Annotated in this window: 20 protein-coding genes; 9 read left to right on the top strand and 11 right to left on the bottom strand. The window is 67.0% G+C overall.

Features of this window, described 5'->3' with window-relative positions:
* Positions 1–17 precede the first annotated feature (17 nt).
* Both LLW23_RS14775 and LLW23_RS14770 read left to right on the top strand, forming a co-directional pair.
* Positions 18–1,022, top strand: coding sequence for a hypothetical protein (locus LLW23_RS14775; protein ID WP_228946258.1), 1,005 nt, complete (start codon positions 18–20; stop codon positions 1,020–1,022).
* Between the two features lie 84 nt (positions 1,023–1,106).
* Complete coding sequence (locus tag LLW23_RS14770) at positions 1,107–2,504, top strand: cytochrome P450 (RefSeq protein ID WP_228946257.1); 1,398 nt, start codon at positions 1,107–1,109, stop codon at positions 2,502–2,504.
* Positions 2,505–2,529: 25 nt separating this feature from the next.
* On the opposite strand, the gene LLW23_RS14765 is transcribed toward LLW23_RS14770, so the two are convergent.
* Positions 2,530–3,423 carry an ROK family protein gene (locus tag LLW23_RS14765; protein WP_228946256.1) on the bottom strand — a complete coding sequence of 298 codons (894 nt, stop codon included), beginning with the start codon at positions 3,421–3,423 and terminating at the stop codon, positions 2,530–2,532.
* A gap of 18 nt (positions 3,424–3,441) precedes the next feature.
* A complete protein-coding gene (locus LLW23_RS14760) occupies positions 3,442–3,882 on the bottom strand; it encodes a MarR family winged helix-turn-helix transcriptional regulator (RefSeq protein ID WP_228946255.1) in 441 nt (146 codons plus the stop codon).
* A 78-nt stretch (positions 3,883–3,960) separates the two neighbouring features.
* On the opposite strand from LLW23_RS14760, the gene hppD reads away from it, so the two are divergent.
* The 5 genes from hppD to LLW23_RS14735 all read left to right on the top strand — a co-directional run bounded on the left by hppD (position 3,961) and on the right by LLW23_RS14735 (position 8,456).
* Positions 3,961–5,022 (top strand): 4-hydroxyphenylpyruvate dioxygenase, encoded by a 1,062-nt coding sequence (gene hppD / locus LLW23_RS14755; protein WP_228946254.1) that lies wholly within the window; start codon positions 3,961–3,963, stop codon positions 5,020–5,022.
* Positions 5,023–5,292: 270 nt separating this feature from the next.
* Positions 5,293–6,579 carry a homogentisate 1,2-dioxygenase gene (hmgA, locus tag LLW23_RS14750; protein ID WP_228946253.1) on the top strand — a complete coding sequence of 429 codons (1,287 nt, stop codon included), beginning with the start codon at positions 5,293–5,295 and terminating at the stop codon, positions 6,577–6,579.
* Complete coding sequence (locus tag LLW23_RS14745; protein ID WP_228946252.1) at positions 6,543–6,926, top strand: Rieske (2Fe-2S) protein; 384 nt, start codon at positions 6,543–6,545, stop codon at positions 6,924–6,926. The genes hmgA and LLW23_RS14745 overlap by 37 nt, the downstream gene beginning before the upstream one ends.
* A gap of 10 nt (positions 6,927–6,936) precedes the next feature.
* Entirely contained in the window at positions 6,937–7,815 is an 879-nt protein-coding gene (locus LLW23_RS14740) for an alpha/beta fold hydrolase (protein ID WP_228946251.1), read from the top strand.
* The gene (locus LLW23_RS14735) at positions 7,812–8,456 is read left to right on the top strand and encodes a DsbA family oxidoreductase (protein WP_228946250.1); all 645 of its coding nucleotides are present in this window, start codon (positions 7,812–7,814) and stop codon (positions 8,454–8,456) included. Before LLW23_RS14740 ends, LLW23_RS14735 begins: the two co-directional genes overlap by 4 nt.
* Before the next feature lie 5 nt (positions 8,457–8,461).
* On the opposite strand, the gene LLW23_RS14730 is transcribed toward LLW23_RS14735, so the two are convergent.
* Together LLW23_RS14730 and LLW23_RS14725 are read right to left on the bottom strand one after the other, a co-directional pair.
* The gene (locus LLW23_RS14730; RefSeq protein ID WP_228946249.1) at positions 8,462–9,079 is read right to left on the bottom strand and encodes a glutathione S-transferase family protein; all 618 of its coding nucleotides are present in this window, start codon (positions 9,077–9,079) and stop codon (positions 8,462–8,464) included.
* Positions 9,080–9,101: 22 nt separating this feature from the next.
* Entirely contained in the window at positions 9,102–12,245 is a 3,144-nt protein-coding gene (locus tag LLW23_RS14725) for an acetyl-CoA carboxylase family protein (protein ID WP_228946248.1), read from the bottom strand.
* A 247-nt stretch (positions 12,246–12,492) separates the two neighbouring features.
* On the opposite strand from LLW23_RS14725, the gene LLW23_RS14720 reads away from it, so the two are divergent.
* A complete protein-coding gene (locus LLW23_RS14720) occupies positions 12,493–13,815 on the top strand; it encodes a dicarboxylate/amino acid:cation symporter (protein ID WP_228946247.1) in 1,323 nt (440 codons plus the stop codon).
* On the top strand, positions 13,812–15,071 hold the full coding sequence (locus LLW23_RS14715; RefSeq protein WP_228946246.1) for an MFS transporter: 1,260 nt from the start codon (positions 13,812–13,814) through the stop codon (positions 15,069–15,071). The genes LLW23_RS14720 and LLW23_RS14715 overlap by 4 nt, the downstream gene beginning before the upstream one ends.
* A gap of 145 nt (positions 15,072–15,216) precedes the next feature.
* On the opposite strand, the gene LLW23_RS14710 is transcribed toward LLW23_RS14715, so the two are convergent.
* The 7 genes from LLW23_RS14710 to LLW23_RS14680 form a co-directional block, all read right to left on the bottom strand.
* Entirely contained in the window at positions 15,217–15,765 is a 549-nt protein-coding gene (locus LLW23_RS14710; RefSeq protein ID WP_228946245.1) for a (2Fe-2S)-binding protein, read from the bottom strand.
* A gap of 60 nt (positions 15,766–15,825) precedes the next feature.
* Positions 15,826–15,996, bottom strand: a complete 171-nt coding sequence (locus tag LLW23_RS14705) for a hypothetical protein (protein ID WP_228946244.1) — start codon at positions 15,994–15,996, stop codon at positions 15,826–15,828.
* 15 nt (positions 15,997–16,011) lie between these two features.
* Complete coding sequence (locus tag LLW23_RS14700) at positions 16,012–17,133, bottom strand: CaiB/BaiF CoA transferase family protein (protein WP_228946243.1); 1,122 nt, start codon at positions 17,131–17,133, stop codon at positions 16,012–16,014.
* A gap of 86 nt (positions 17,134–17,219) precedes the next feature.
* Positions 17,220–18,326 carry a CaiB/BaiF CoA transferase family protein gene (locus LLW23_RS14695; protein ID WP_228946242.1) on the bottom strand — a complete coding sequence of 369 codons (1,107 nt, stop codon included), beginning with the start codon at positions 18,324–18,326 and terminating at the stop codon, positions 17,220–17,222.
* Positions 18,327–18,439: 113 nt separating this feature from the next.
* Positions 18,440–19,624 (bottom strand): acyl-CoA dehydrogenase, encoded by a 1,185-nt coding sequence (locus tag LLW23_RS14690; RefSeq protein WP_228946241.1) that lies wholly within the window; start codon positions 19,622–19,624, stop codon positions 18,440–18,442.
* Between the two features lie 91 nt (positions 19,625–19,715).
* A complete protein-coding gene (locus LLW23_RS14685) occupies positions 19,716–20,060 on the bottom strand; it encodes a DUF6285 domain-containing protein (RefSeq protein ID WP_228946240.1) in 345 nt (114 codons plus the stop codon).
* Entirely contained in the window at positions 20,057–21,073 is a 1,017-nt protein-coding gene (locus LLW23_RS14680; protein ID WP_228946239.1) for a phosphotransferase family protein, read from the bottom strand. Before LLW23_RS14680 ends, LLW23_RS14685 begins: the two co-directional genes overlap by 4 nt.
* Positions 21,074–21,089 lie beyond the last annotated feature (16 nt).

Raw genomic sequence — 21,089 nt, 5'->3', positions numbered from 1 at the left:
TCGTGTAGGCAAGCGCGATGGCGGGGTTCAAGCGCAAAGTCTTCTACGTCGGCGGCTTCGACCCCCGCGGCGTGCGCTTCTACCATTCGCTCGCGGCCGAGGCGGTCGCCCGCTACGCCGCGTTGACCGGAGAGCCAGCGACGGTTTCGACCCGCCGCAACGTTGGCGCATTGCGCGCCGACTGGACGATCGCGAACCCCGCGCAGGACGTGATCACCGACTATAGTTTCCTGCGCTGGGACGACATCGTCCGCACGGCGTGGATCCGCAATCCGTTCAAGCTCGCCGTGCGCGCCTGGAGCGCGTACAGCGCCAATATCCGCCACCTCGATTTCGAGAAGGGCAAAAAGCTGGGCAGGGGCCCGCTGATCACGCTTTTCTACCCCCCGGTGCTGACGATCGCGCTGCCACTGCTGCTGACGCTGATCCTGTGGGGTGTGGCCGCGATCTGGCTGCCCGGCTGGATCGCACTGCTGGTCGGGTTCGCCGCCGCAGTAGCCATCTCCGCGCCGTTGCTGACCAAATGGCATGCGCCATGGCTGCTGCGCTTCTTCGTGTTCAACAGCGAACTCGGCGGCGGCGAAGCGCATCCCGAGATCGAAGCCCGGCTTGCCGTATTTACCGAAGAGATCGCGGCGAGCTTCGCTGAGCCGTGGGACGAGATAATACTGCTGACCCACAGCAACGGATCGATCCTGTCGATTCCGCTGATGGTCCGCTTGCTCGATCGCTGCGGTGATACGCTGCCAGCGAACTTCGCGCTGGTGACGATGGGATGCGACGCGTTTCCACGATCAGCTCCGCCGCCTTGCGACCGCCGATTTCCGCTGGATCGACATCGGCTCGCCGCCCGATGGCGCGGCCTATCATGGCGTAAATCCGATGGCGATCGTCGCGACCGATCCCAAGCCGCGGATGGAGCTGCTCTCCCCACGCTTCCATTTGTTCTACAACCCGGACACGTACCACAAGGGATATGCCAACAAGTACGAGATCCACTTCGATTATCTGCGGATGGGTGATCGCGTCTCGCCGCTCGACTTTCCGAGCCTGATGGCCGCGGCGCGCCCGATCGACGCCTCGATCGCGGCGTTTCGCCAGATCCAATGACGCTGCCAAACATCGGCGGCGAGCATGTCGACGGCCGCTTCGTACCCCCCTTCCCCGATCCGCACCCGAAGAAATCGTCGCTGTTCTGGCGCTTCGTGCGCGGCTGGAATTCGTGGATCCATGTGCTCTTCGCCAAGAGCTACACGATGAAGATGGGGGAGATCCGCACCCCCGGGTTGCAGATGTATATCGCCAACGAACTCGTCCTCGTGAAGCGGATCATGGGAAATTGGCGCGAGTTTCCCAAGCACCACCTGCTCGTCCGCACACTCGGCCCGGCGATCGGCAACAGCGTGTTCTCGGCGAACGGTGACGATTGGGCGACGCAGCGCGCGATGATCAACCCGGCGTTCCAGCACGCCGCGCTCGGCCGCACGCTGCCGATGATGCGCGACGCCGCCGACGCGCTGATCGCGCGCATCCGCGCGCTCGACCTCTCACGGCCGATCGATGTCGATCCGCTGATGACTCATGTTGCGGCCGACGTGATCTTCCGCACACTCTTCTCGCTCCCGCTCGACGCCGCCGGCGCTGGCCAGATCTACCGCGGGTTCAACCGCTTCCAGCGCCACGCCCAGTCCGCCTCGATGCTGCGCTTCTACCGCCTGCCGTCGTTCGGCTTCTTCGCGCGCTCACGCGTCGCGGCGAAGGACATCCACGCGGTGTTCGAACCGATCGTCCGCGCACGCTTCGAGGCGTATCATGCCGGGAACGACGCCGGCGCGGACGATATCCTCACCTCGCTCCTTGCCGCGCGCCACCCTGAAACCGGCCAGCCGTTCACGCTGCCCGAGCTGATGGGGCAAGTCTCGACGATCTTCCTCGCCGGCCACGAGACATCGGCGAGCGCGATGAGCTGGGCGCTCTACTGCCTCGCCGCGGATCGCGCGACGCAAGCCATCGTGCTCGGCGAAGTGACCGAGGTCGTCGGGACCGGCGACATCGAACCCGAGGCGGTGCGAAGCCTGACGCTCACCCGCAACGTCTTTCGCGAGACGCTGCGGCTTTACCCACCGGTCGCCTTTATGCCGCGCGAAGTGACGTGCCCCACCCAGATGCGTGACAAACACCTCGAGACCGGCGCGATGCTCGTCGTTTCGCCGTGGCTGATCCAGCGCAACCCCGAACACTGGCCCTGCCCGCACGCCTTCGATCCGACGCGCTACGAAGACCCGGCGACCAAGACGAGCGTGCGCGAGGCGTGGCTGCCGTTCGGCCAGGGGCCGCGGCTGTGCGTCGGCCAGGGCTTTGCGATGCAGGAAGCGGTGGTGGTGCTCGCCAGCGTCGTGCGCGCGTTCGATCTCGTAAGCCCGCCCGACGAACGCCCCGAACCGGTAAGCCGGCTGACGTTGCGACCGAAACACGGGATCAAGCTGCGCTTCACGCCGCGCTGATCAACGAGCGCGCGAACGTTACAGGTCAGCGCGCGCCAAGCGCGAGCTCACCCAGCACGATTGCCCCCAGCGGCCCGGCATTGTTGCCCAGCGCTGGCGGCACGACGAACGTGTCGACGTCTTCCACTTCGACGAGCTGGATATAGCCACCCAGCGACGCCTTCAGCGCGGCGCGAACGCGCGGAAACAGGAATTGACTGCCCACCATCACCCCGCCACCCATCACGATCCGCCGCGGTACGCCGGTCAGCACCACCGCGTGCAGCAGCTGAGCCAGCGCGTGGACGACTCCGTCCCAACCGGGATGCTCGGCCGGCAGATCCTGCCCCTTGGTGCCCGTACGCGCGGCAATCGCGGGGCCCGCCGCCAGCCCCTCGACGCACGCGCCGTGAAACGGGCACACGCCGGTCCAGTCGTCACCCGCCAGCCGTTGCGGGCGCAGATGCCCCAGCTCGCTGTGCGTCAGCCCATCGACCGGCCGGCCATGCGCCACCAGCCCGACGCCGATCCCGGTGCCGACGGTGACATAGGCGAGGTCGGCCAGCCCCTGCGCCGCCCCCCACCGCGCCTCGCCCAGCGCCGCGCCGACGACATCGGTGTGGAAGCCCGTCGGCACATCGTACCGTGCCGCCAGCCGCCGCGCGACATCCGTGCCCGCCCAGCCCGGCTTGGGCGTCGAGGTGATACGGCCATAGTCGCCTGCGCCGTGATCGATCGAGACCGGCCCGAAGCTCGCGATCCCAAGCGCCGCGAACCCGCTCCAGCCGTCGATCACTGCCTCGAGCGCCGCCAGCGTTTCGTCGGGCTTGGTTGTCGGCAGCTCGACGCGCTCGTGGATCGCCTCTGGGCCGCTGGCGAGGATCGCGATGCACTTGGTGCCGCCCAGTTCGATCCCGGCGATCAGCGGCGCGTCGGTCATGTCGTTCTTCCCCACCTGTCACTCTTCGAGGGCAGCCTCGTCGATCCGGCGCAGCATCGCGACGAACGCATCCAGCTCCGCGCGTGAGAACCGAGCGAAGATCTTGCCTTCCAGTTCCAATGCCTTGGGCGCGACGCTCGCATACAGGTCGCGCCCCGCCGCCGTCAGGGACAGATGGTGCGAGCGTTTGTCGCTCGGGTTCGGCGCCCGCGCGAGCAACCCGCGCTCGACCAGCGCGATCGCGGCGCGGCTGACGGTCACCTTGTCCATCCGCGTCTGCTCGCCAATGTCCGCCTGGGTAATCGCCGCGACCTCGGCGATCACCGCGATCAGCCGCCACTCCGGAATGGTCAGCCCGAACAGCGCCGCATAGGCGCGCGCGATGCGGTCGCTGACGAGGTTCGAGGTGACCGACAGGCGATACGGCAGGAACCGGTCGAGCACGAGCTGGTTGGTCATCGTGGATGCGGTAGCATTTGACACAGATCACACAAACTACGATGATGGTATCAATTGTTACCATATGAGGATGCCGCCATGTCTCTCGACAACGCACCCGGAAATCCCCCCGAAAATCCGTTGGGTCTGAACGGCTTCGAATTCGTCGAATTCACCTCGCCCGATCCGCAGGCGATGGCGACGCAGTTCGAACAGCTCGGCTTCGTGCCGACGCACCGCCATCCGACCAAGAACATCACCCGCTACAAGCAGGGCCGCATCAACCTGATGCTCAACCGCGACGAGGCGGGCCGCGTGAAGCAGTTCCGCAACGAGCACGGCGCCTCGGCCAGCGCGATGGCGTTCCGCGTGTCCGATCCCAAGCGCGCGCTCGATTGGGCCGTCGCCAACGGCGCGACGCTCACCGACGAGGACGATACCGTCATCATGGGCATCGGCGGCTCGTATCTGTATTTCATCCAGGACGGCATCGATCTGTACGAAGGCTGGGCCGAATATCCCGGCTGGCGCGAAGCCGAAGCCAAGAACAACGTCGGGCTCGATCTGCTCGATCACCTCACCCACAATGTCCGCCGCGGGCAGATGTCGGTTTGGAGCCAGTTCTACCGCACGCTCTTCAATTTCGAGGAGCAGAAGTATTTCGACATCAAGGGCAAGGCGACCGGCCTGTTCAGCCAGGCGATGATTGCCCCCGACAAGGCGATCCGCATCCCGCTGAACGAGAGCCAGGACGACAAGTCGCAGATCGAGGAATTCATCCGGGAATATCAGGGCGAAGGCATCCAGCACCTCGCGCTGACCACCGACGACATCTACGATACCGTCGAGCGGCTTCGCGATCGCGGCGTGAAGCTGCAGGATACGATCGAGACGTATTACGAACTCGTCGACAAGCGCGTCCCCGGCCACGGCGAGGATCTCGAACGCTTGCGCCGGAACCGCATCCTGCTCGACGGCTCGGTCGAGAATGGCGAGGGCATTTTGCTGCAGATCTTCACCGAAAACATGTTCGGCCCGATTTTCTTCGAGATCATCCAGCGCAAGGGCAACGAGGGGTTCGGGAACGGCAATTTCCAGGCGCTGTTCGAGAGCATCGAGCTCGACCAGATCCGGCGCGGCGTCATAAAGGTCGATGCCTAAGCATCGACCTTATGCGAGCGCGCCTGCGCTCGGCCGCGACCGGCCAGCGCGGCAGAGCCCGCGCACGAGGCGCGGCTTTGCCGCGTCTGACGCGTCTGACGCGTCTGACGCGTCGGCGGGTGGAGCGGCAGCCGCGTGACCCAAAACCCCCGTCATCCCGGCCTTGTGCCGGGATCCACTGCGCCGCCAAACCTGAAGCGTGAGGATGCGCGGCACGGTGGATGCCGGGACAAGCCCGGCATGACGAAGAGAACAAACGGAGAGGCGAAGATGCCAACCGACAGTGCGAGCTACACCCCCGGCTTCGGCAACCACATCTCCACCGAAGCCGTCCCCGGCGCGCTCCCGATCGGGCGCAATTCGCCGCAGAAGCCCCCCTACGGCCTTTACGCCGAGCAACTCTCCGGCACAGCCTTCACCGCGCCCCGCCACGAGAACCGCCGCTCGTGGCTCTACCGCCTGCGCCCCTCCGCCGAGCACCCGCCCTTTACCCGCTACGAAGGCGCAAGCACCTTCGCGCCCGGCACCACGCATGAGCCGTTAGCCCCAAACCGCCTCCGCTGGGACCCGATCACCCCAACCCCAAACGTCGACCTGATCGACGGCATGACGACCATGCTCACCACGCGCGATCCCGCCGATCTCGAGGGCGTCGCGCTCCATCTCTACGCCGCCGATCGCGACATGATCGACCGCGTCTTCGTCAACGCCGACGGCGAACTCCTGTTCGTCCCCCAGGAGGGCCGGCTCGACCTCCTCACCGAACTCGGCCGGATCGAGATCGCGCCCGGCCAGATCGCGCTCATCCCGCGCGGCGTCCGCTTCCGCGCGCTCCTCCCCGATGGCGGCGCGCGCGGCTATGCGCTCGAAAACCACGGCAGCCTCTTCCGCCTCCCCGATCTAGGGCCGATCGGCGCCAACGGCCTCGCCAACCCGCGCGATTTCGAGACGCCGCACGCCTGGTTCGAGGATCGCGAAGAGCGCTGCGAAGTGATCCAAAAATTCCTCGGCAGCCTCTGGCGCACGGAGCTTCACCACTCCCCGCTCGACGTCGTCGCGTGGCACGGCAATCTCGCGCCGTGGCGCTACGATCTGTCGCGCTTCAACACGATCAACACGGTCAGCTTCGACCATCCTGATCCCTCGATCTTCACCGTGCTGACCAGCCCCAGCGACGTCCCCGGCCGCGCCAACGCCGATTTCGTGATCTTCCCGCCGCGCTGGATGGTCGCCGAAGACACGTTCCGCCCGCCGTGGTTCCACCGCAACATCATGTCCGAAGCGATGGGCCTCATCACCGGCGCCTATGATGCCAAGGCCGAAGGCTTCCGCCCCGGCGGCCTCTCCCTCCACAACCTCCTGAGCGGCCACGGCCCCGACAAGGCGACGTGGGACGCCGCCTCGAACGCCGATCTCAAGCCGCACAAGATCGCCGGCACGATGGCCTTCATGCTCGAAAGCTGCTGGCCGTACCGGCCGACCCGCTTGGCCGCCGAACACGCGCAGCCCGACTACGACGAATGCTGGGCCGATTTCCCCAAGGCGCAGCTCCCCTGACCGAACGTCTCACCGCCACCCCCGCCGGTGTGTCGCTCGGCGCGCTCGATCAAATCGCCGATGGTGCCGCGCGCAGTTTCGTCCTCGAGCTGCTCGCCGGCCGCTTCCACGGCTTCGTCGTCCGCTGCGGTCACGAGGTATTCGGCTACCTCGACAAATGCCCGCATCTCGGCCTGCCGCTCGCACAGAAGCTCGACGACTATGTTGCAGCCGGGCAGATCGCCTGCAGCTGGCACGGCGCGTTGTTCGACATAGCCACGGGCGCGTGCCTCGTCGGCCCCTGTTACGGTGCCGGCTTGACGCCATGGCCTGTCCGGGTGGAGGCTGGCACGATCGTCACGGCGTAAGGGAGAGGCCATGAAGGCGCGCGCGAACGGCATCGAGTTGGAATATGAGACGTTCGGCGACCCGGCGCATCCGCCGGTCCTGTTGATCATGGGGCTCGGCGCACAGCTGACGCTGTGGCCGCTGCCGTTCGTCGAGGCGTTCGCTGCGCGCGGCTATTACGTCATCCGCTATGACAATCGCGACATCGGCCTGTCGACCAAGTTCGCACAAGCGGGCCGCCCGCGGCTGGGGCTGATGATGTTCCAGCGCATGCTGAAGCTGAAGCCGACGGTCGCCTATACGCTCGCCGACATGGCCGCCGATGCCGCGGGGCTGCTCGACACGCTGGAGATCGCTCAGGCGCATATCGTCGGCGCATCGATGGGCGGCATGATCGCGCAGCTGTTTGCGGCAACCTATCCCGCGCGCGCGCTGTCGCTCACCTCGATCATGTCGACGACCGGCAACCCGTCGCTCCCGCGCGCGCGGCGTGAGGCGATCGACGTCCTCGTCAACCGCCCCAAGACCGACGACATCGATGCGCTGGTCGCGCACGGCATCCACGCCGCGCAAGTCATCGGCAGCCCGGCTTATCCGGTCGAACCCGAGCTGCTCGCGACACGCGTGCGCGAGAGCATCGTGCGATCGACGTACCCCGATGGCTTCGCGCGGCAAATGGCCGCGATCATCGCCGATGGCGACCGTCGGAACCGGCTGAAGGCGATCAAGGCGCCGACCGTCGTCGTCCATGGCGCCGACGATGCGCTGGTGCCCGCCGCAGCGGGACGCGACACCGCGGCGAGCATCCAGGGCGCGCGGCTCGTCGAGATCCCGGGCATGGGGCACAATCTGCCGGTCGAACTGATCCCGCAGATCCTCGATGCGATCGACAGCGTCGCCAAGCGATGAGCAGTCGCATCCTCCGCCTCGATTTCGTGTCGGACATCGTTTGCCCATGGTGCCTGATCGGTCTCGCCAATCTCGAGCGCGCGCTTGCCACGGTCGGTGATGCGGTGGCGACCGAGCTGGTCTTCCACCCGCTCCAGCTCAACCCCGGCCTGCCGCCGGAGGGCGAGCTGGTCGCCGACAACATCGCGCGCAAATACGGCATCACGCCCAAACAGGCACGCGAACGGGGTGGCGGCGTGCGCGCCGCCGCCGCGGAGGCCGGCGTGTCGATGGCGAGGCGCTCGGACCGGATTTACGACACGTTCGACGCGCATCGCCTGCTGCACTGGGCGAGGCGCGAGGGGGGTGAGCTGGCGCTGAAGCACGCGCTGCTCGCCGCCTATTTCACGCACGGCCGCAACGTCTCGGACCACGCCGTACTGGCGGATGCCGCCGCGGAAGCCGGACTCGATCGCGCCGCCGCCGCCGACGTGCTGGCCCGCGGTGCCTTTGCAACCGAAGTGCATGACGACGAGATCGAGTGGCGATCCGAAGGGATCACCTCGGTTCCGACGATCGTGATCGATCGCGAGTTCGTCATCAGCGGCGCGCAGGAGCCCGCCCGGCTGGAACGCGCGCTCCGCAAACTCGCGGCGCGCTGACGGGGTCAGGCCTTCTGCGCCGCCTTCGCCCGGGCAAATCCATCGCGCGCCTGCAGCCGCTCCCAATACGCCGCGACGGCGGGTTTGAAGCCGTTGTCGATCTTAAGATCCTTCGCCAGCAGGAGTGCATAACCAACTGAAATGTCGGCCATCGTGAACCGCCCCCCGACCAGCCACTCGCGATCCGCCAGCGCCCGCTCGACATGCCGCAGCCGCGAATGGAACCACTGCGCATAATCATCCGCCGCCTGCGGCAAGCGCCGCTCCTCGGGCTCCAGCACGCGATAGCGCAGCACCAATGTCTGCGGGAACGTCAGCGTCGCCTCGCCGAAGTGCAGCCAGTTGAGCCACGCGCCATACTCCGCCGCATCGGGCGCGACCGCCAGATCGGTCGGGCCGTAGCGCACCGCCAGATATTGCACGATCGCTGCGGACTCAGTCATCCGCGTGTCGCCATCGACCAGCAACGGGATCGTGCCTAGCGGGTTCGCCTCCAGATACTCCGGCTGCCGGAAGCGCGGCGGGAAAGGCAGCACGTGCAGTTCGTAGCGCAGCCCCAGCTCTTCCAGCGCCCACAAGGCGCGAAACGAGCGCGCGTCGGCGCAATGATACAGCTCGATCATCTCACATCCTCACCCAGTGTTCTTACCACGTATCAATGTAACGCCCGGACCGCCGCACCGGCGTCGAGGCGAGGCCGCGGAGCAGCCAGGTTCGCGTATCCGCCGGGTCGATCACCGCGTCGATCTCGAGATATTGCGCCACCGACACTGCTTTCCCGCGCTCGTAGGAATTCGCTACAAGCTCTTGATATTGCTGGCCTCGTACCTCCGGATCGGCAATGGCCTCAAGCTCCTTGCGATAGCCCAGCCGCACCGCGCCTTCGAGCCCCATGCCGCCGAACTCGCCCGTCGGCCAGGCAACGGTGAACGGCCCCGCATGCAGCGATCCCCCCGCCATCGCCTGCGCGCCGAGCCCATAGGCCTTGCGCACCACGACGGTGAACACCGGCACGCCAAGCGCCGCCCCGACGATGAACATCCGGGAACCGCGGCGGATCGGCGCGGTTTTCTCGGCGTCAGGCCCGACCATGAACCCCGGCGTGTCACAGAGCGAGACGATCGGCACCCCGAAGGCATCGCAAAGCTGGAAGAACCGCGCCGCCTTGTCCGCACCCTCGGAATGGATAGCGCCCGACAAGTATCGGCAATCATTGGCGATCAATCCCACCGCTCGCCCATCGAGCCGTGCCAGCCCGGTGATCATCCCCTTGGCATAGCCGCCGCGCAGCTCGACGAACGAGCCGACGTCGAACAGCCCGTCGATCACGCGCCGCACATCGAACACGCGCAGCCGGTTCTCGGGCACCACATGCCGCAAAAAGCGCTGGTCGGGCGCCTCGCCACCCTGGACCCGCCCCTGGAAGAACGACAGCAACCGCCGCGCATAATCGGTGGCGTCCGCCTCGTCCTCGGCCAGCACGTCGATCGCGCCGCTCGCCCAATGCATCTCGACCGGCCCGACCTCCTTAGGCGAATAGACCCCCAGCCCACCGCCCTCGATCATCGCCGGGCCACCCATGCCAAGATGCGCGTCGCGCGTCGCGATCGTGATGTCGCAACAGCCGAACAGCACCGCATTGCCCGCAAAGGCATAGCCCGAGGTGATCCCGATCCGCGGCGCGACGCCCGACAGCGCGGCGAAGCTTTTGAACGTCGGCACGTCCAGCCCCGTCGCGCCGACCGAGTCGACATCTCCCGGCCGGCCGCCGCCGCCCTCGGTGTAGAAGACGATCGGCAGCTTCAGATCGCCAGCAATGCCGAGCAGCCGATCGGTCTTGCGATGATTATTGTGCCCCTGCGTCCCCGCCAGCACTGTGTAATCATAGGCAAGACCGAGGCATTTCGCCGCCTCCTCGCCGTGATCGGCGGCGTTGACTGTCCCGATTCCGCCGATCAGCCCGTCGGCCGGCGTATTGCGCATGAGATCGTCAAGGCTCCGCCGCCGCCGCTGCGCCGCGATCGTCAGCGCGCCATATTCGATGAAGCTGCCCGGATCGAACAGGTCGGCGATATTCTCGCGTGCGCTCCGCTGGTTGGTCCGCTGCCGCCGCGCCATCGACTCCGGCCGGTTCTCGTCGAGCCCGAGCGCATGGCGCGCGCGCACCTCGGCGAGGTCAGCACGGATCAGATCGGGGTCGGGCGCCGCAACGGCCACCGCGGCATCGCCCTCACCCTCGATCGCGTCGATTTCGAGGAACACCGCGCCTTCGTCGATTACCTTGCCCGCCTGAGCGGCAATCGCCCGCACCACACTGGCGCGCGGCGCCACGACGGCATGCTGCATCTTGAGCGCTTCGATCGTACCCACCTCAGCGCCAGCCAGGATCCGATCCCCCACATCCACGCCGATCGCGACGACCACCCCGGAAAGCGGCGCGACAATCGACTGCGCATCGGCTGGAGCGGCCTCCGCCGCCGCCGGCACGAGGTCAGCGACATTGCGATCGAACCATCCGGTATCGATCGCCGTTGTCGCGACTTCCTCGCGCGCCAGCAGCCCGGCGAGCAACGCGAGGTTCGTTGCGACGCCCTCGATCCGATACTCCGCCACTGCGCGCCGCGCCCGCGCCAGCGCGCTCGTCCAGTCAGGCGCATGGACGATCAGCTTGGCGAGCAGCGAATCGAACCGCGGGTTCGCGGCAAGCCCGAGTCGCGCCGCGCCGTCGATGCGAATGCCCGGCCCACCCGGCGCATCGAGCGCGCAGACCGTACCGCCCGAGGCACGCGGGGTCCCGTCCGCGCCGATCGTCTCGGCGTTGATCCGCAGCTGGATCGCGACCCCGCGCGGTTCGGGCAGCACAGCCGGCAACGGTTCACCGCCAGCGAGCCGCAGTTGCAGCGCGACCAGGTCGAACCCGGTCACTTCCTCGGTTACGGTGTGCTCGACCTGCAGCCGCGGATTGACCTCCAGGAAAGCGAAAGCATCCGCATGATCGGGCGGCAGCGTGCGATCGACCAGGAACTCCGCCGTCGCCAGACCGACATAGCCGGTGCCTTGCAACAGCCGCACCGCCGCCGCCTCGATCCGCGCTGCTAGCGCCGGATCGAGCGCCTGCGCCGGTGCGATCTCGATCAGCTTCTGGTGCCGCCGCTGCACTGTGCAGTCGCGCGTGCCGAGCGACACCACGTTGCCCCCGGCATCGCCCGCCAACTGCACCTCGATATGCCGCGCGTCGGCGACATAGCGCTCGACCAGCACCTCCGCCGAGCCGAACGCCGCCAGCGCCTCCGCCCCCGCCGCCGCCACTTGCACCTCGAGCGTGGCGCGATCTCGCACCACGCGAATGCCGCGCCCGCCGCCACCGGCAACCGCCTTGACGATCACCGCCCCCGTCGCATCCGCCCCCTCGGCAAGCACCGGCACGTCGGCATCACGCGCATGTACCTTCGCCGCCGCCTTGTCGCCGAACAGCGCGAGCAGATCCGCCCCCGGCCCGATGAAGATCAGCCCAGCCGCTGCGCACGCCGCCGCAAACGCCGCATTCTCGCTGAGGAACCCATACCCAGGATGCACCGCATCGCACCCCGCATCCCGCGCGGCCGCCACGACGGCATCGATCGCCAGATACGCCGCGGGCCCCTCACCCACCAAGGCGACCGCGCGATGCGCCGCGGCGACGTGTGGCGCATCGGCATCGTCGGCGGAATACACCGCCACCGTCTCCAGCCCGAGCGAGGCGGCGGTGCGCGCGATACGGATCGCGATCTCGCCGCGGTTGGCGATCAACAGGCTTTGGATGGCCCCTCTCCTTCGCCTTTCTTTCAAGTGAGATCAGGGTGACGGCAACCCTATTTCTTCCCTTCTCCCGCTTGCGGGAGGGGTCGGGGGAGGGACTGTCCGTGAGATCGAATGCGGCGCTTGTGGACACGCCCTCCCCCAGCCCCTCCCGCAAGCGGGAGGGGAGCTAGACGGGCAGCCTGCTCACGCGGGAGGAAGGGCTTGAACCGCGTCCCCTCCTAGGGGATTGATCGGCATGCTGCCGCAAACCACGACCGTATCGCCCGCCGGCCCCTGGTATCGCCACCTCTACGTCCAGGTCCTGATCGCGATCGCACTCGGCGTCGCGATCGGCCATTTCTTCCCCAACGCCGGCGCGGCGCTCAAGCCGCTCGGCGATGGCTTCATCAAGCTGGTGAAGATGATCATCGCCCCGGTGATCTTCCTCACGATCGTCACTGGGATCGCGGGCATGCGCGATCTCGCCCGCGTCGGAAGAGTGGCCGCCAAGGCATTCGGATACTTCCTTTTCTTCTCCACTCTCGCGCTGATCGTCGGGCTCGTCGTGGCTAATGTCGTGCAGCCCGGCGCCGGCCTGAACATCGATCCCGCAACGCTCGATAGAGGCGCAGTCTCGGGCTATACGGCCAAGGCGCAAGAGACGACGCTCACCGGCTTCCTCCTGTCGGTCATCCCAGACACGTTCGTCTCGGCGCTCACCGCCGGCAACATCCTTCAGGTGCTGTTCGTCGCGATCCTCTTCGGCATCGCGCTCGCCTCGATCGGCGAACGCGGCACCCGCATCCTCTCGGTGCTGGAGGATATCTCGGTCGCGGTGTTCAAGCTCGTGTCGATCCTGATGCGCGCCGCGCCGATCGGCGCGTTCGGCGCGATGGCCTTCACCATCGCCACCTATGGCGTCGGGACATTGGCCAATCTCGCCGGCCTGGTGGCAACCTTCTATCTCACCTCGCTATTATTCGTGCTCGTCGTTCTGGGCCTCGTCGCGCGCCTGTGCGGCTTTTCGATTTTCCGCCTGATCGCATACCTCAAGGCCGAGCTGCTGCTCGTGCTCGGCACCTCGTCGTCGGAGGCGGCGCTGCCGGCGCTGATCGAGAAGATGCAGCGCGCCGGCGCGCCGAAATCGATCGTCGGGCTCGTCGTCCCCGCAGGCTATTCGTTCAACCTCGACGGCACCAACATCTACATGACGCTCGCCGCGCTGTTCATCGCGCAGGCGACCAACATCGATCTGCCGCTCGGCGACCAGTTGCTGCTGCTCGCCGTCGCGATGCTCTCGTCGAAGGGTGCCGCCGGCGTCACCGGCGCGGGCTTCATCACGCTGGCCGCAACGCTCTCGATCGTGCCGTCGGTGCCGGTCGCGGGCATGGCGCTGATCCTTGGCGTCGATCGCTTCATGTCCGAATGCCGCAGCCTCACCAATTTCGTCGGCAATGCCGTCGCGACGCTGGTGGTGGCACGCTGGGAAGGCGAACTCGACCGCGACCAGCTCGAAGCCGCGCTGTCGGGCAAGCTGCCGCCGATCGAGGATCTGCCGCCGGGTGAGGTCGAGCCGTGAACCCGCGGCTCAAATCGATCATCGGCGGATCGACCGGCAATCTCGTCGAATGGTATGATTGGTACGCCTATTCCGCCTTCACGCTCTATTTCGCGCCGCACTTCTTCCCCGATGGCGATCGTACCGCGCAGCTCCTGAGCGCCGCCGCGGTCTTCGCGGTCGGCTTCATCATGCGTCCGGTCGGCGCGTGGATCATGGGCATCTACGCCGATCGCCGCGGCCGCAAGGCCGGGCTGACGCTGTCGGTGACGCTGATGTGCGCCGGCTCGTTCCTGATCGCGATCACGCCGGGCTACGAGACGATCGGCGTCGTCGCCCCCGCACTGCTGGTGTTCGCGCGGCTGATGCAGGGCCTGTCGGTCGGCGGTGAATATGGGGCCAGCGCGACCTACCTCTCCGAAATGGCGGGCAAACAGCACCGCGGTTTCTTCTCCAGCTTTCAATATGTCACGCTGATCGCCGGTCAGCTCGTCGCGCTGCTAGTCCTCCTGCTGCTGCAATCGACGATGAGCGAGGCCGCGCTCGACGCCTGGGGCTGGCGCATCCCGTTCGCGATCGGCGGCGTGCTCGCGATCGTGGTGTTCCGCATCCGCCGCGGCCTCGCCGAAACCGAAAGCTTCAAGCGCGCCGAGGGGCCGAAATCGGGCTTCTGGACGCTCGTCACGCATCACCCGCGCGAGACCGCGACGGTCATGCTGCTCACCGCCGGCGGCACGCTCGCCTTCTACGCTTACTCGATCTACATGCAGAAGTTCCTCGTCAACACCAGCGGCTTCGACCGTACGACCGCAAGCCAGATCAACGCCGCCACGCTCTTCGTCTTCATGTGCCTCCAGCCGCTCGCCGGTGGCTTGAGCGACCGGATCGGGCGCAAGCCGCTGATGGTCGGCTTCGGCGTGCTCGGGCTACTCGCGACCTACCCGATCTTCGCCACGCTCGAGACGGTGAAGAGCCCGCTCGCCGCCGGCTTGCTGGTGATGGCGGCGCTGGTGATTGTCACCGGCTACACCTCGATCAACGCGGTGGTGAAGGCCGAGCTGTTCCCCGCCAACATTCGTGCACTCGGCGTGGCGCTGCCTTATGCGCTGGCCAACACGCTGTTCGGCGGCACCGCGGAATATGTCGCGCTACGCTTCAAGGATGCGGGGTGGGAGCGCGGCTTCTACTGGTATGTGACCGCGATGATCGGCGTTTCGCTGATCGTGTACCTGCGCATGCGCGACACCCGCGCGACGAGCCGCATCAACGAGGATTAGGCGCGGGATGCCTTATACCGTTCGTGCTGAGGAGGCATTGAGCTTGTCGAAATGCCGTCTCGAAGCACCGAGGTGTGTACCCTTCGAGACGAGGCTTCGACAAGCTCAGCCTCTCCTCAGGGCGAACGGACTTGGTCGTTCTAAATCATTCCCCACTGGGCGCCGGGCTTAGCGCCGGCACGCTCTTGGCCGCCTCGGCCGGATCGATCCCCGGCCGTGCGCCCGCGGGCAGCATCTCGTCGCCGCGCCCCGCTCGCGCCGCGCGCTGGATCGCTTCCACCAGCCGCGGATAGATGCCGCAGCGGCAGATGTTCGTGATCGATTGCTTGATCTTGGCTTCGGACGGATCGCGATCGTTCTTGATCAGCACCGCCGCCGCCATGACGATGCCGGGGATGCAGTAACCGCACTGCACGACATTGTCGGCGATCAGCGCGAGCTGCACCGGATTCGCCCGGTCCCGCGACAGCCCCTCCACGGTGGTGACGAAACTGCCCTCGACCGCCGCGATCGTCACCTGGCACGATCGCACCGCGCGACCATCGATATCCACGGTACAGGCGCCGCAACTCCCCGTCCCGCAGCCGTATTTCGCGCCCGTCAGGTTGGATGCGTCGCGCAGCGCCCACAGCAATGGCGTGGCGGGATCGAGGCGATATTCGATCGCCTCGTTGTTGACGGTAAGCTTCGTCATTCGCTTGCCTTAGCGCCAGTCGCCAGGATCCGTCACCTGGCAACGGCGCTCAACGCGACGTCAATCCAGATCCAGCGGATCGTCGGGCGCGATGATCGTCACCCGCACATGATCGCTCAGCCGGAACAGGTCGGCGACGTGACAGGCGGTGTCGTTGTCGTCAGCGCGCACGACCCAGACGTTGCCGTCGCTATCCTCCGCCGAGGTCAGGAAATGTTCGCTCGCCCGCATCGTGCCGCCTCCCGTTCAATAGCCGAGCCCGGCGACCTCCGCGTCGTCGAAGCCGAGCGCGCGCAGCACGCCGGCATCGTCACGCCCGCCGCCGAGCGCCGGCGCCACCGTGCCGCTCTTGGAATAGCGCGGCGCGGGTGCCGGTTGCTTCACCCCGCCCGCTTCGACGAACGTGCCGCGCGCCTGGTTGTGCGCGTCATCATACGCCTCGTCGAACCCGAGCACCGGCGCGAAGCACACGTCGTGCCCCCTGAACGCCGCGACCCATTCGTCACGGCTCTTCGTCTTGAACAGCGCAGTCAGCTCGTCCTTCAGCGCCGGCCATTGCCGCGCATTCATCTGCGCCGCCCATTTGTCGTCCGACAGCCCCATCACCGCGCGGAACTCGGCGTAGAATTGCGGCTCGATCGCGCCCAATGAGATGAACTTGCCGTCGCTCGTCTCGTACGTGTCGTAGAAATGCGCCGCGGTATCGAGCAGGTTGGTGCCGCGCTCGTCGCTCCACCGGCCCATGCCGCGGAAGCCCCACATCATCGTCATCAGCACGGCCGACCCATCGGTCATCGCCGCATCGACCACCTGCCCCTCGCCGGTCCGCGCCGCGTGCAGCAACGCCGCGAGCATCCCGTACGCGAGGAACATACCGCCGCCGCCGAAGTCGCCCGCCAGGTTGATCGGCGGCGTCGGCTTCTCGCCCTTGCGCCCGAACGCATGCAGCGCGCCCGAGATCGCAATGTAATTGATGTCATGCCCCGGCTCGGGCGCCATCGGCCCGGTCTGCCCCCAGCCGGTCATCCGGCCGTAGACGAGCTTGGGATTGTCCGCGAGCAGCACGTCGGGGCCGATCCCCAACCGCTCCATCACGCCGGGGCGAAACCCCTCGATGATCCCGTCGGCGCCGGCCACGATCTTGCGCACCGCGGCGATCGCCTTGGGGTCCTTCAAGTCCATGCCGATCGACTTGCGATTGCGCAGCAGAGGATCCTTGCTGTCGATCGAGATCCCGCCGCCTTTCGACGGGCGATCGATGCGGATCACTTCGGCGCCATGATCGGCGAGCATCATGCCGGCGAATGGCCCAGGGCCGATTCCGGCGAATTCGACAATACGAATGCCGGCAAGGGGTGGCGTGCTCACGGATGCGCTCTCCTAATCGTTTCCCGGCCGGTATCGCGCGCTGCCGCTCAGCACAACAAAAGTTATGTCGAACGGCGCAAGGTCGCTCAGAGCTCCAGCGGCGGCGCGCCACGCTCCAGTGCCAGCTCGGCGCCCGAGAAGCGGATCGGCGTCCGCAGCCCGGCGATCGGGCGCGTTTCGTTCGGCGCCAGCACCATGCCGCGCGCCGCGATCTGCGGGTCGTTCAACGCCTGCTCGACGGTATTGATCGGCCCCGCGGGCACGCCCGCAACTTCCAGCCGCGCGAGCAGATCGTCTCGCGTGAAGGTGCGGCATCTGGCCTCGATCAGCGCGAACAGCGGCGCGCGATGCTCGATCCGCCCGGCATTGCTGTCCCACCTTGGGTCCGGCCCGATCCCGACGATCGCCGCAAAGCGATGATATTGCGCGTCATTCCCCACCGCGAGGATGAACCAGCCGTCGCTGGTCGGGAAAACCGCATAGGGGCTGACATTGGCGTGCGCATTGCCCATCCGCGCCGGGTTCTCGCCACTCGCGAAATAATTGGCGGCCTGATTCGCCAGCACGCCCACCATCGTATCGAGCAGCGCGCAATCGACCTGCTGCCCCCGCCCAGTCTGCTCGCGCATCAGCAGCGCGGCCTGGATGCCGATCGTCGCATACAGCCCGGTCATGATGTCGGCGACCGCAACGCCCATCTTCTGCGGCGCGCCATCGGGCTCGCCGGTCAGCGACATCATCCCGCCCATGCCCTGGATGATGAAATCGTATCCGGCGCGATGTGCATACGGCCCGTCCTGCCCGAAGCCCGTGATCGAGCAATACACCAGCCGCGGATGATCCGCCGCGAGGCTGGCATAGTCGAGCCCATATTTGGCGAGCCCGCCGACCTTGAAATTCTCGATCACCACATCTGCACCGGCGATCAACGCCCGAACGCGCGCGACGTCATCTGGGTTGGTGAAGTTAGCGACGATGCCGCTCTTGCCCCGGTTGCAGGCGTGATAATAAGCCGCCGCGCGCTGCCCCGCATGCTCGACGAACGGCGGCCCCCACGTCCGCGTATCGTCCCCCGCCGGGCTCTCGACCTTGATCACCTCGGCGCCGAGATCCGCCAAGATCTGCCCCGCCCACGGCCCCGCGAGAATGCGCGCGAGTTCGACGACCTTGATGCCCTTCAGAGGTGTATTCATTCCTGTTCCCCGGCGAAGGCCGGGGCCCAGTTGCGGCCGGCCCGATACTGGGCCCCGGCCTTGGGCCCCATCAAAGTAATACTTTGATGGGATCCCTTCGCCGGGGTAGATATCTAGAACGCCGCGATCCCCGTGATCGCGCGCCCGAGGATCAGCGCATGCACGTCATGCGCGCCCTCGTACGTGTTCACCGTCTCCAGGTTCATCACGTGCCGCATCACCTGATATTCGCCCGAGATCCCGTTCCCGCCATGCATGTCGCGCGACGCGCGCGCGATATCGAGCGCCTTGCCGACATTGTTGCGCTTCACGATCGAGACCATCTCTGGCGCGAACCGCCCCTCGTCCATCAGCCGCCCGACGCGCAGCGACGCCTGCAGCCCGAGCGCGATCTCGGTCTCCATGTCCGCCAGCTTCTTCTGGAACAGCTGCGTCGCGGCGAGCGGTCGGCCGAACTGCTGCCGGTCGAGCCCATATTGCCGCGCGGCATGCATGCAGAATTCCGCCGCCCCCATGCTGCCCCAACTGATCCCGTAGCGCGCGCGGTTGAGGCAGCCGAACGGCCCTTTCAGCCCCTGCACGTCGGGCAGCAGCGCGTCTTCGCCCAGCTCTACCTCGTCCATCACGATCATGCCGGTGATCGACGCGCGCAGCGACAGCTTGCCCTCGATCTTCGGCGCGCTCAGCCCCTTCATGCCCTTTTCCAGCACGAAGCCGCGGATGCCCCCGCCATGCGCATCGCTCTTCGCCCAGACGACGAACACGTCGGCGATCGGCGAATTCGAGATCCACGTCTTCGAGCCCGACAGGCGATAACCGCCATCGGTCTTCACCGCGCGCGTCGTCATGCCGCTGGGATCGGAGCCGGCATCGGGCTCGGTCAGCCCGAAGCAACCGATCCACTCGCCGCTCGCCAGCTTTGGAAGGTATTTGCGCTTCTGCTCCTCCGATCCGAAGGCGTGGATCGGGTACATCACCAGGCTCGACTGGACGCTCATCATCGAGCGATAGCCCGAGTCGACCCGCTCCACCTCGCGCGCCACCAGACCGTAAGCGACATAACCCGCGCCGACACCGCCATATTCTTCCGGGATCGTCGGCCCGAGCAGGCCCAGCTGGCCCATCTCGCGGAAGATCTCGACGTCGGTATGCTCGTTGGCGAACGCATCGATGATCCGCGGCGCCAGTTTCTCCTGCGCATAGGCACGCGCGGTATCGCGCACCATCCGCTCGTCTTCGGTCAATTGGTCCTCGAGCAGAAACGGATCAGCCCAATCGAACGCGCCCATGCCGGCCATAAACTTGTGCCTCTACCTCGGTTCGGGGCAGCACGCCCCGTACCCGTTCGTCTGAACGGGATCGAGCGAGGGCTATAGCCTGCTGCGCGATTCAGCCAAGGGTATGCGCGTATTTGGGCTGGTCGATCGCGATCGTATCGAGCGCGGTCGCCTTCAGATGCGCCACCAGCGCCGCATCGTCGGGCGCAATCGACCCGTCGCGGATCGCCGCCACCAGCGCCTGGTCGAGTTCGTCGCGCGTGCCGTCGCGGCCCAGCAGCGCACGCATCCGTTCGATCGCGCGTGCGTCCGCCGCCGGGCTCAGCGCCAAATCCCGCGCTGCGATCTCGAGCGCATTGCGCGCCACGCGCAACCCGAACCCGCTCGCGCTGCCATCGACCGGCAGCCATTGCGCGACGCCCGCGACCAGCTCGTGCGCGGTCGGATGCGTGATCATGCCGCGTTCCGTTCGATGATCGCGACGATATCCGCCTCGGTTTCGGACAGTCGCCGCCCGATCACCCCACGCTCGGGGCCGGCGGTGGGATCGGCAGCGAAGCTTGCGTACATGCCCATCGTCATCACCCCCCACTTCAGGCTGCCGAGCATCGACCAAAAATCGACCCGCGCCGGCGACACCGGATCGCCGCCCGCCTCGGCATAGCCCGCCAGCAGGTCCGAAAGGTCGCCGAACCCGCCGACGTAGCGATCGGGCCGTCCGAACTTCCAGCTGCTGGTGCACAGCCAGCCCAGATCCTCCGCCGGGTCGCCGACATGCACCAGTTCCCAATCGAGCACCGCGACGAGGCCGTCGTCGGGATCGACCATGATGTTGCCGTTGCGGAAATCGCCATGCAGGAAACGCGGCGTCACCGGCTCGCGTGGCAGGCGCTTCTCGAGCCAGCGGAACGCCGCCTCGATCGTCGGGCGGACGTTGCCGGTTGCGCGCCACGACGCCTCGTAATTGGCGAGCGTCGTGGCGGCGTCGGTCCGCTCGATCCCGTCGATCGGCGTGACCGCGTGGATTCGCGCCAGCGCCGCGCCGCATTGCCGCGCCAGCTTGCCACGCGCGGGCTCAAACGCCGGATCGTTGGCGATCCGCTTGCCCAGCGTTTCGCCGGCGACGCGCTGCATCACATAGGCCTCGTCCAGCCCGTCGGCGTCCTCGTCGCAGACATAGGCGACGATTGGCGCCGGCACCCCGGCCGCCACCGCACGCCCGATCGCATCCGCCTCGCGCCGCAGCGGCGGCTTGGTGACCGCGGAATGTTCGACCAGCCGCGTGCGCCGGCGCAGGATCAGCGGCGTCGCGTTGCCGTCCCCCGTCACCGCGTCGAACGACCATGTCTCCATGCTCGCGCCGCCGGTCAGCCGCACCAGATTGTCGACCTGCTCGGCGCCCGGCGCCATGCGCGGCACGATCGCCGTCAGGCGCCGCGCCAGTTCGTCCTTGGAAAGCCTCTCCGCCATCGCCCTCTCGGCTTGA

The sequence above is a fragment of the Sphingomonas radiodurans genome (assembly GCF_020866845.1).
Taxonomy (GTDB): domain Bacteria; phylum Pseudomonadota; class Alphaproteobacteria; order Sphingomonadales; family Sphingomonadaceae; genus Sphingomonas; species Sphingomonas radiodurans.
This window is presented reverse-complemented; position numbering and strand designations above follow the sequence as displayed.

Excerpts from the sequence above, each read along its gene's own strand:
- LLW23_RS14745 (WP_228946252.1), top strand. The coding sequence starts at position 6,543 with ATGCTGGGCCGATTTCCCCAAGGCGCAGCTCCCCTGACCGAACGTCTC.
- LLW23_RS14690 (WP_228946241.1), bottom strand. The coding sequence starts at position 19,624 with ATGGCCGGCATGGGCGCGTTCGATTGGGCTGATCCGTTTCTGCTCGAG.
- LLW23_RS14710 (WP_228946245.1), bottom strand. The coding sequence starts at position 15,765 with ATGACGAAGCTTACCGTCAACAACGAGGCGATCGAATATCGCCTCGAT.
- hppD (WP_228946254.1), top strand. The coding sequence starts at position 3,961 with ATGTCTCTCGACAACGCACCCGGAAATCCCCCCGAAAATCCGTTGGGT.
- LLW23_RS14680 (WP_228946239.1), bottom strand. The coding sequence starts at position 21,073 with ATGGCGGAGAGGCTTTCCAAGGACGAACTGGCGCGGCGCCTGACGGCG.
- LLW23_RS14695 (WP_228946242.1), bottom strand. The coding sequence starts at position 18,326 with ATGAATACACCTCTGAAGGGCATCAAGGTCGTCGAACTCGCGCGCATT.
- LLW23_RS14775 (WP_228946258.1), top strand. The coding sequence starts at position 18 with ATGGCGGGGTTCAAGCGCAAAGTCTTCTACGTCGGCGGCTTCGACCCC.
- LLW23_RS14720 (WP_228946247.1), top strand. The coding sequence starts at position 12,493 with ATGCTGCCGCAAACCACGACCGTATCGCCCGCCGGCCCCTGGTATCGC.
- LLW23_RS14705 (WP_228946244.1), bottom strand. The coding sequence starts at position 15,996 with ATGCGGGCGAGCGAACATTTCCTGACCTCGGCGGAGGATAGCGACGGC.
- LLW23_RS14735 (WP_228946250.1), top strand. The coding sequence starts at position 7,812 with ATGAGCAGTCGCATCCTCCGCCTCGATTTCGTGTCGGACATCGTTTGC.
- LLW23_RS14765 (WP_228946256.1), bottom strand. The coding sequence starts at position 3,423 with ATGACCGACGCGCCGCTGATCGCCGGGATCGAACTGGGCGGCACCAAG.
- LLW23_RS14740 (WP_228946251.1), top strand. The coding sequence starts at position 6,937 with ATGAAGGCGCGCGCGAACGGCATCGAGTTGGAATATGAGACGTTCGGC.
- LLW23_RS14730 (WP_228946249.1), bottom strand. The coding sequence starts at position 9,079 with ATGATCGAGCTGTATCATTGCGCCGACGCGCGCTCGTTTCGCGCCTTG.
- LLW23_RS14685 (WP_228946240.1), bottom strand. The coding sequence starts at position 20,060 with ATGATCACGCATCCGACCGCGCACGAGCTGGTCGCGGGCGTCGCGCAA.
- hmgA (WP_228946253.1), top strand. The coding sequence starts at position 5,293 with ATGCCAACCGACAGTGCGAGCTACACCCCCGGCTTCGGCAACCACATC.
- LLW23_RS14760 (WP_228946255.1), bottom strand. The coding sequence starts at position 3,882 with ATGACCAACCAGCTCGTGCTCGACCGGTTCCTGCCGTATCGCCTGTCG.
- LLW23_RS14770 (WP_228946257.1), top strand. The coding sequence starts at position 1,107 with ATGACGCTGCCAAACATCGGCGGCGAGCATGTCGACGGCCGCTTCGTA.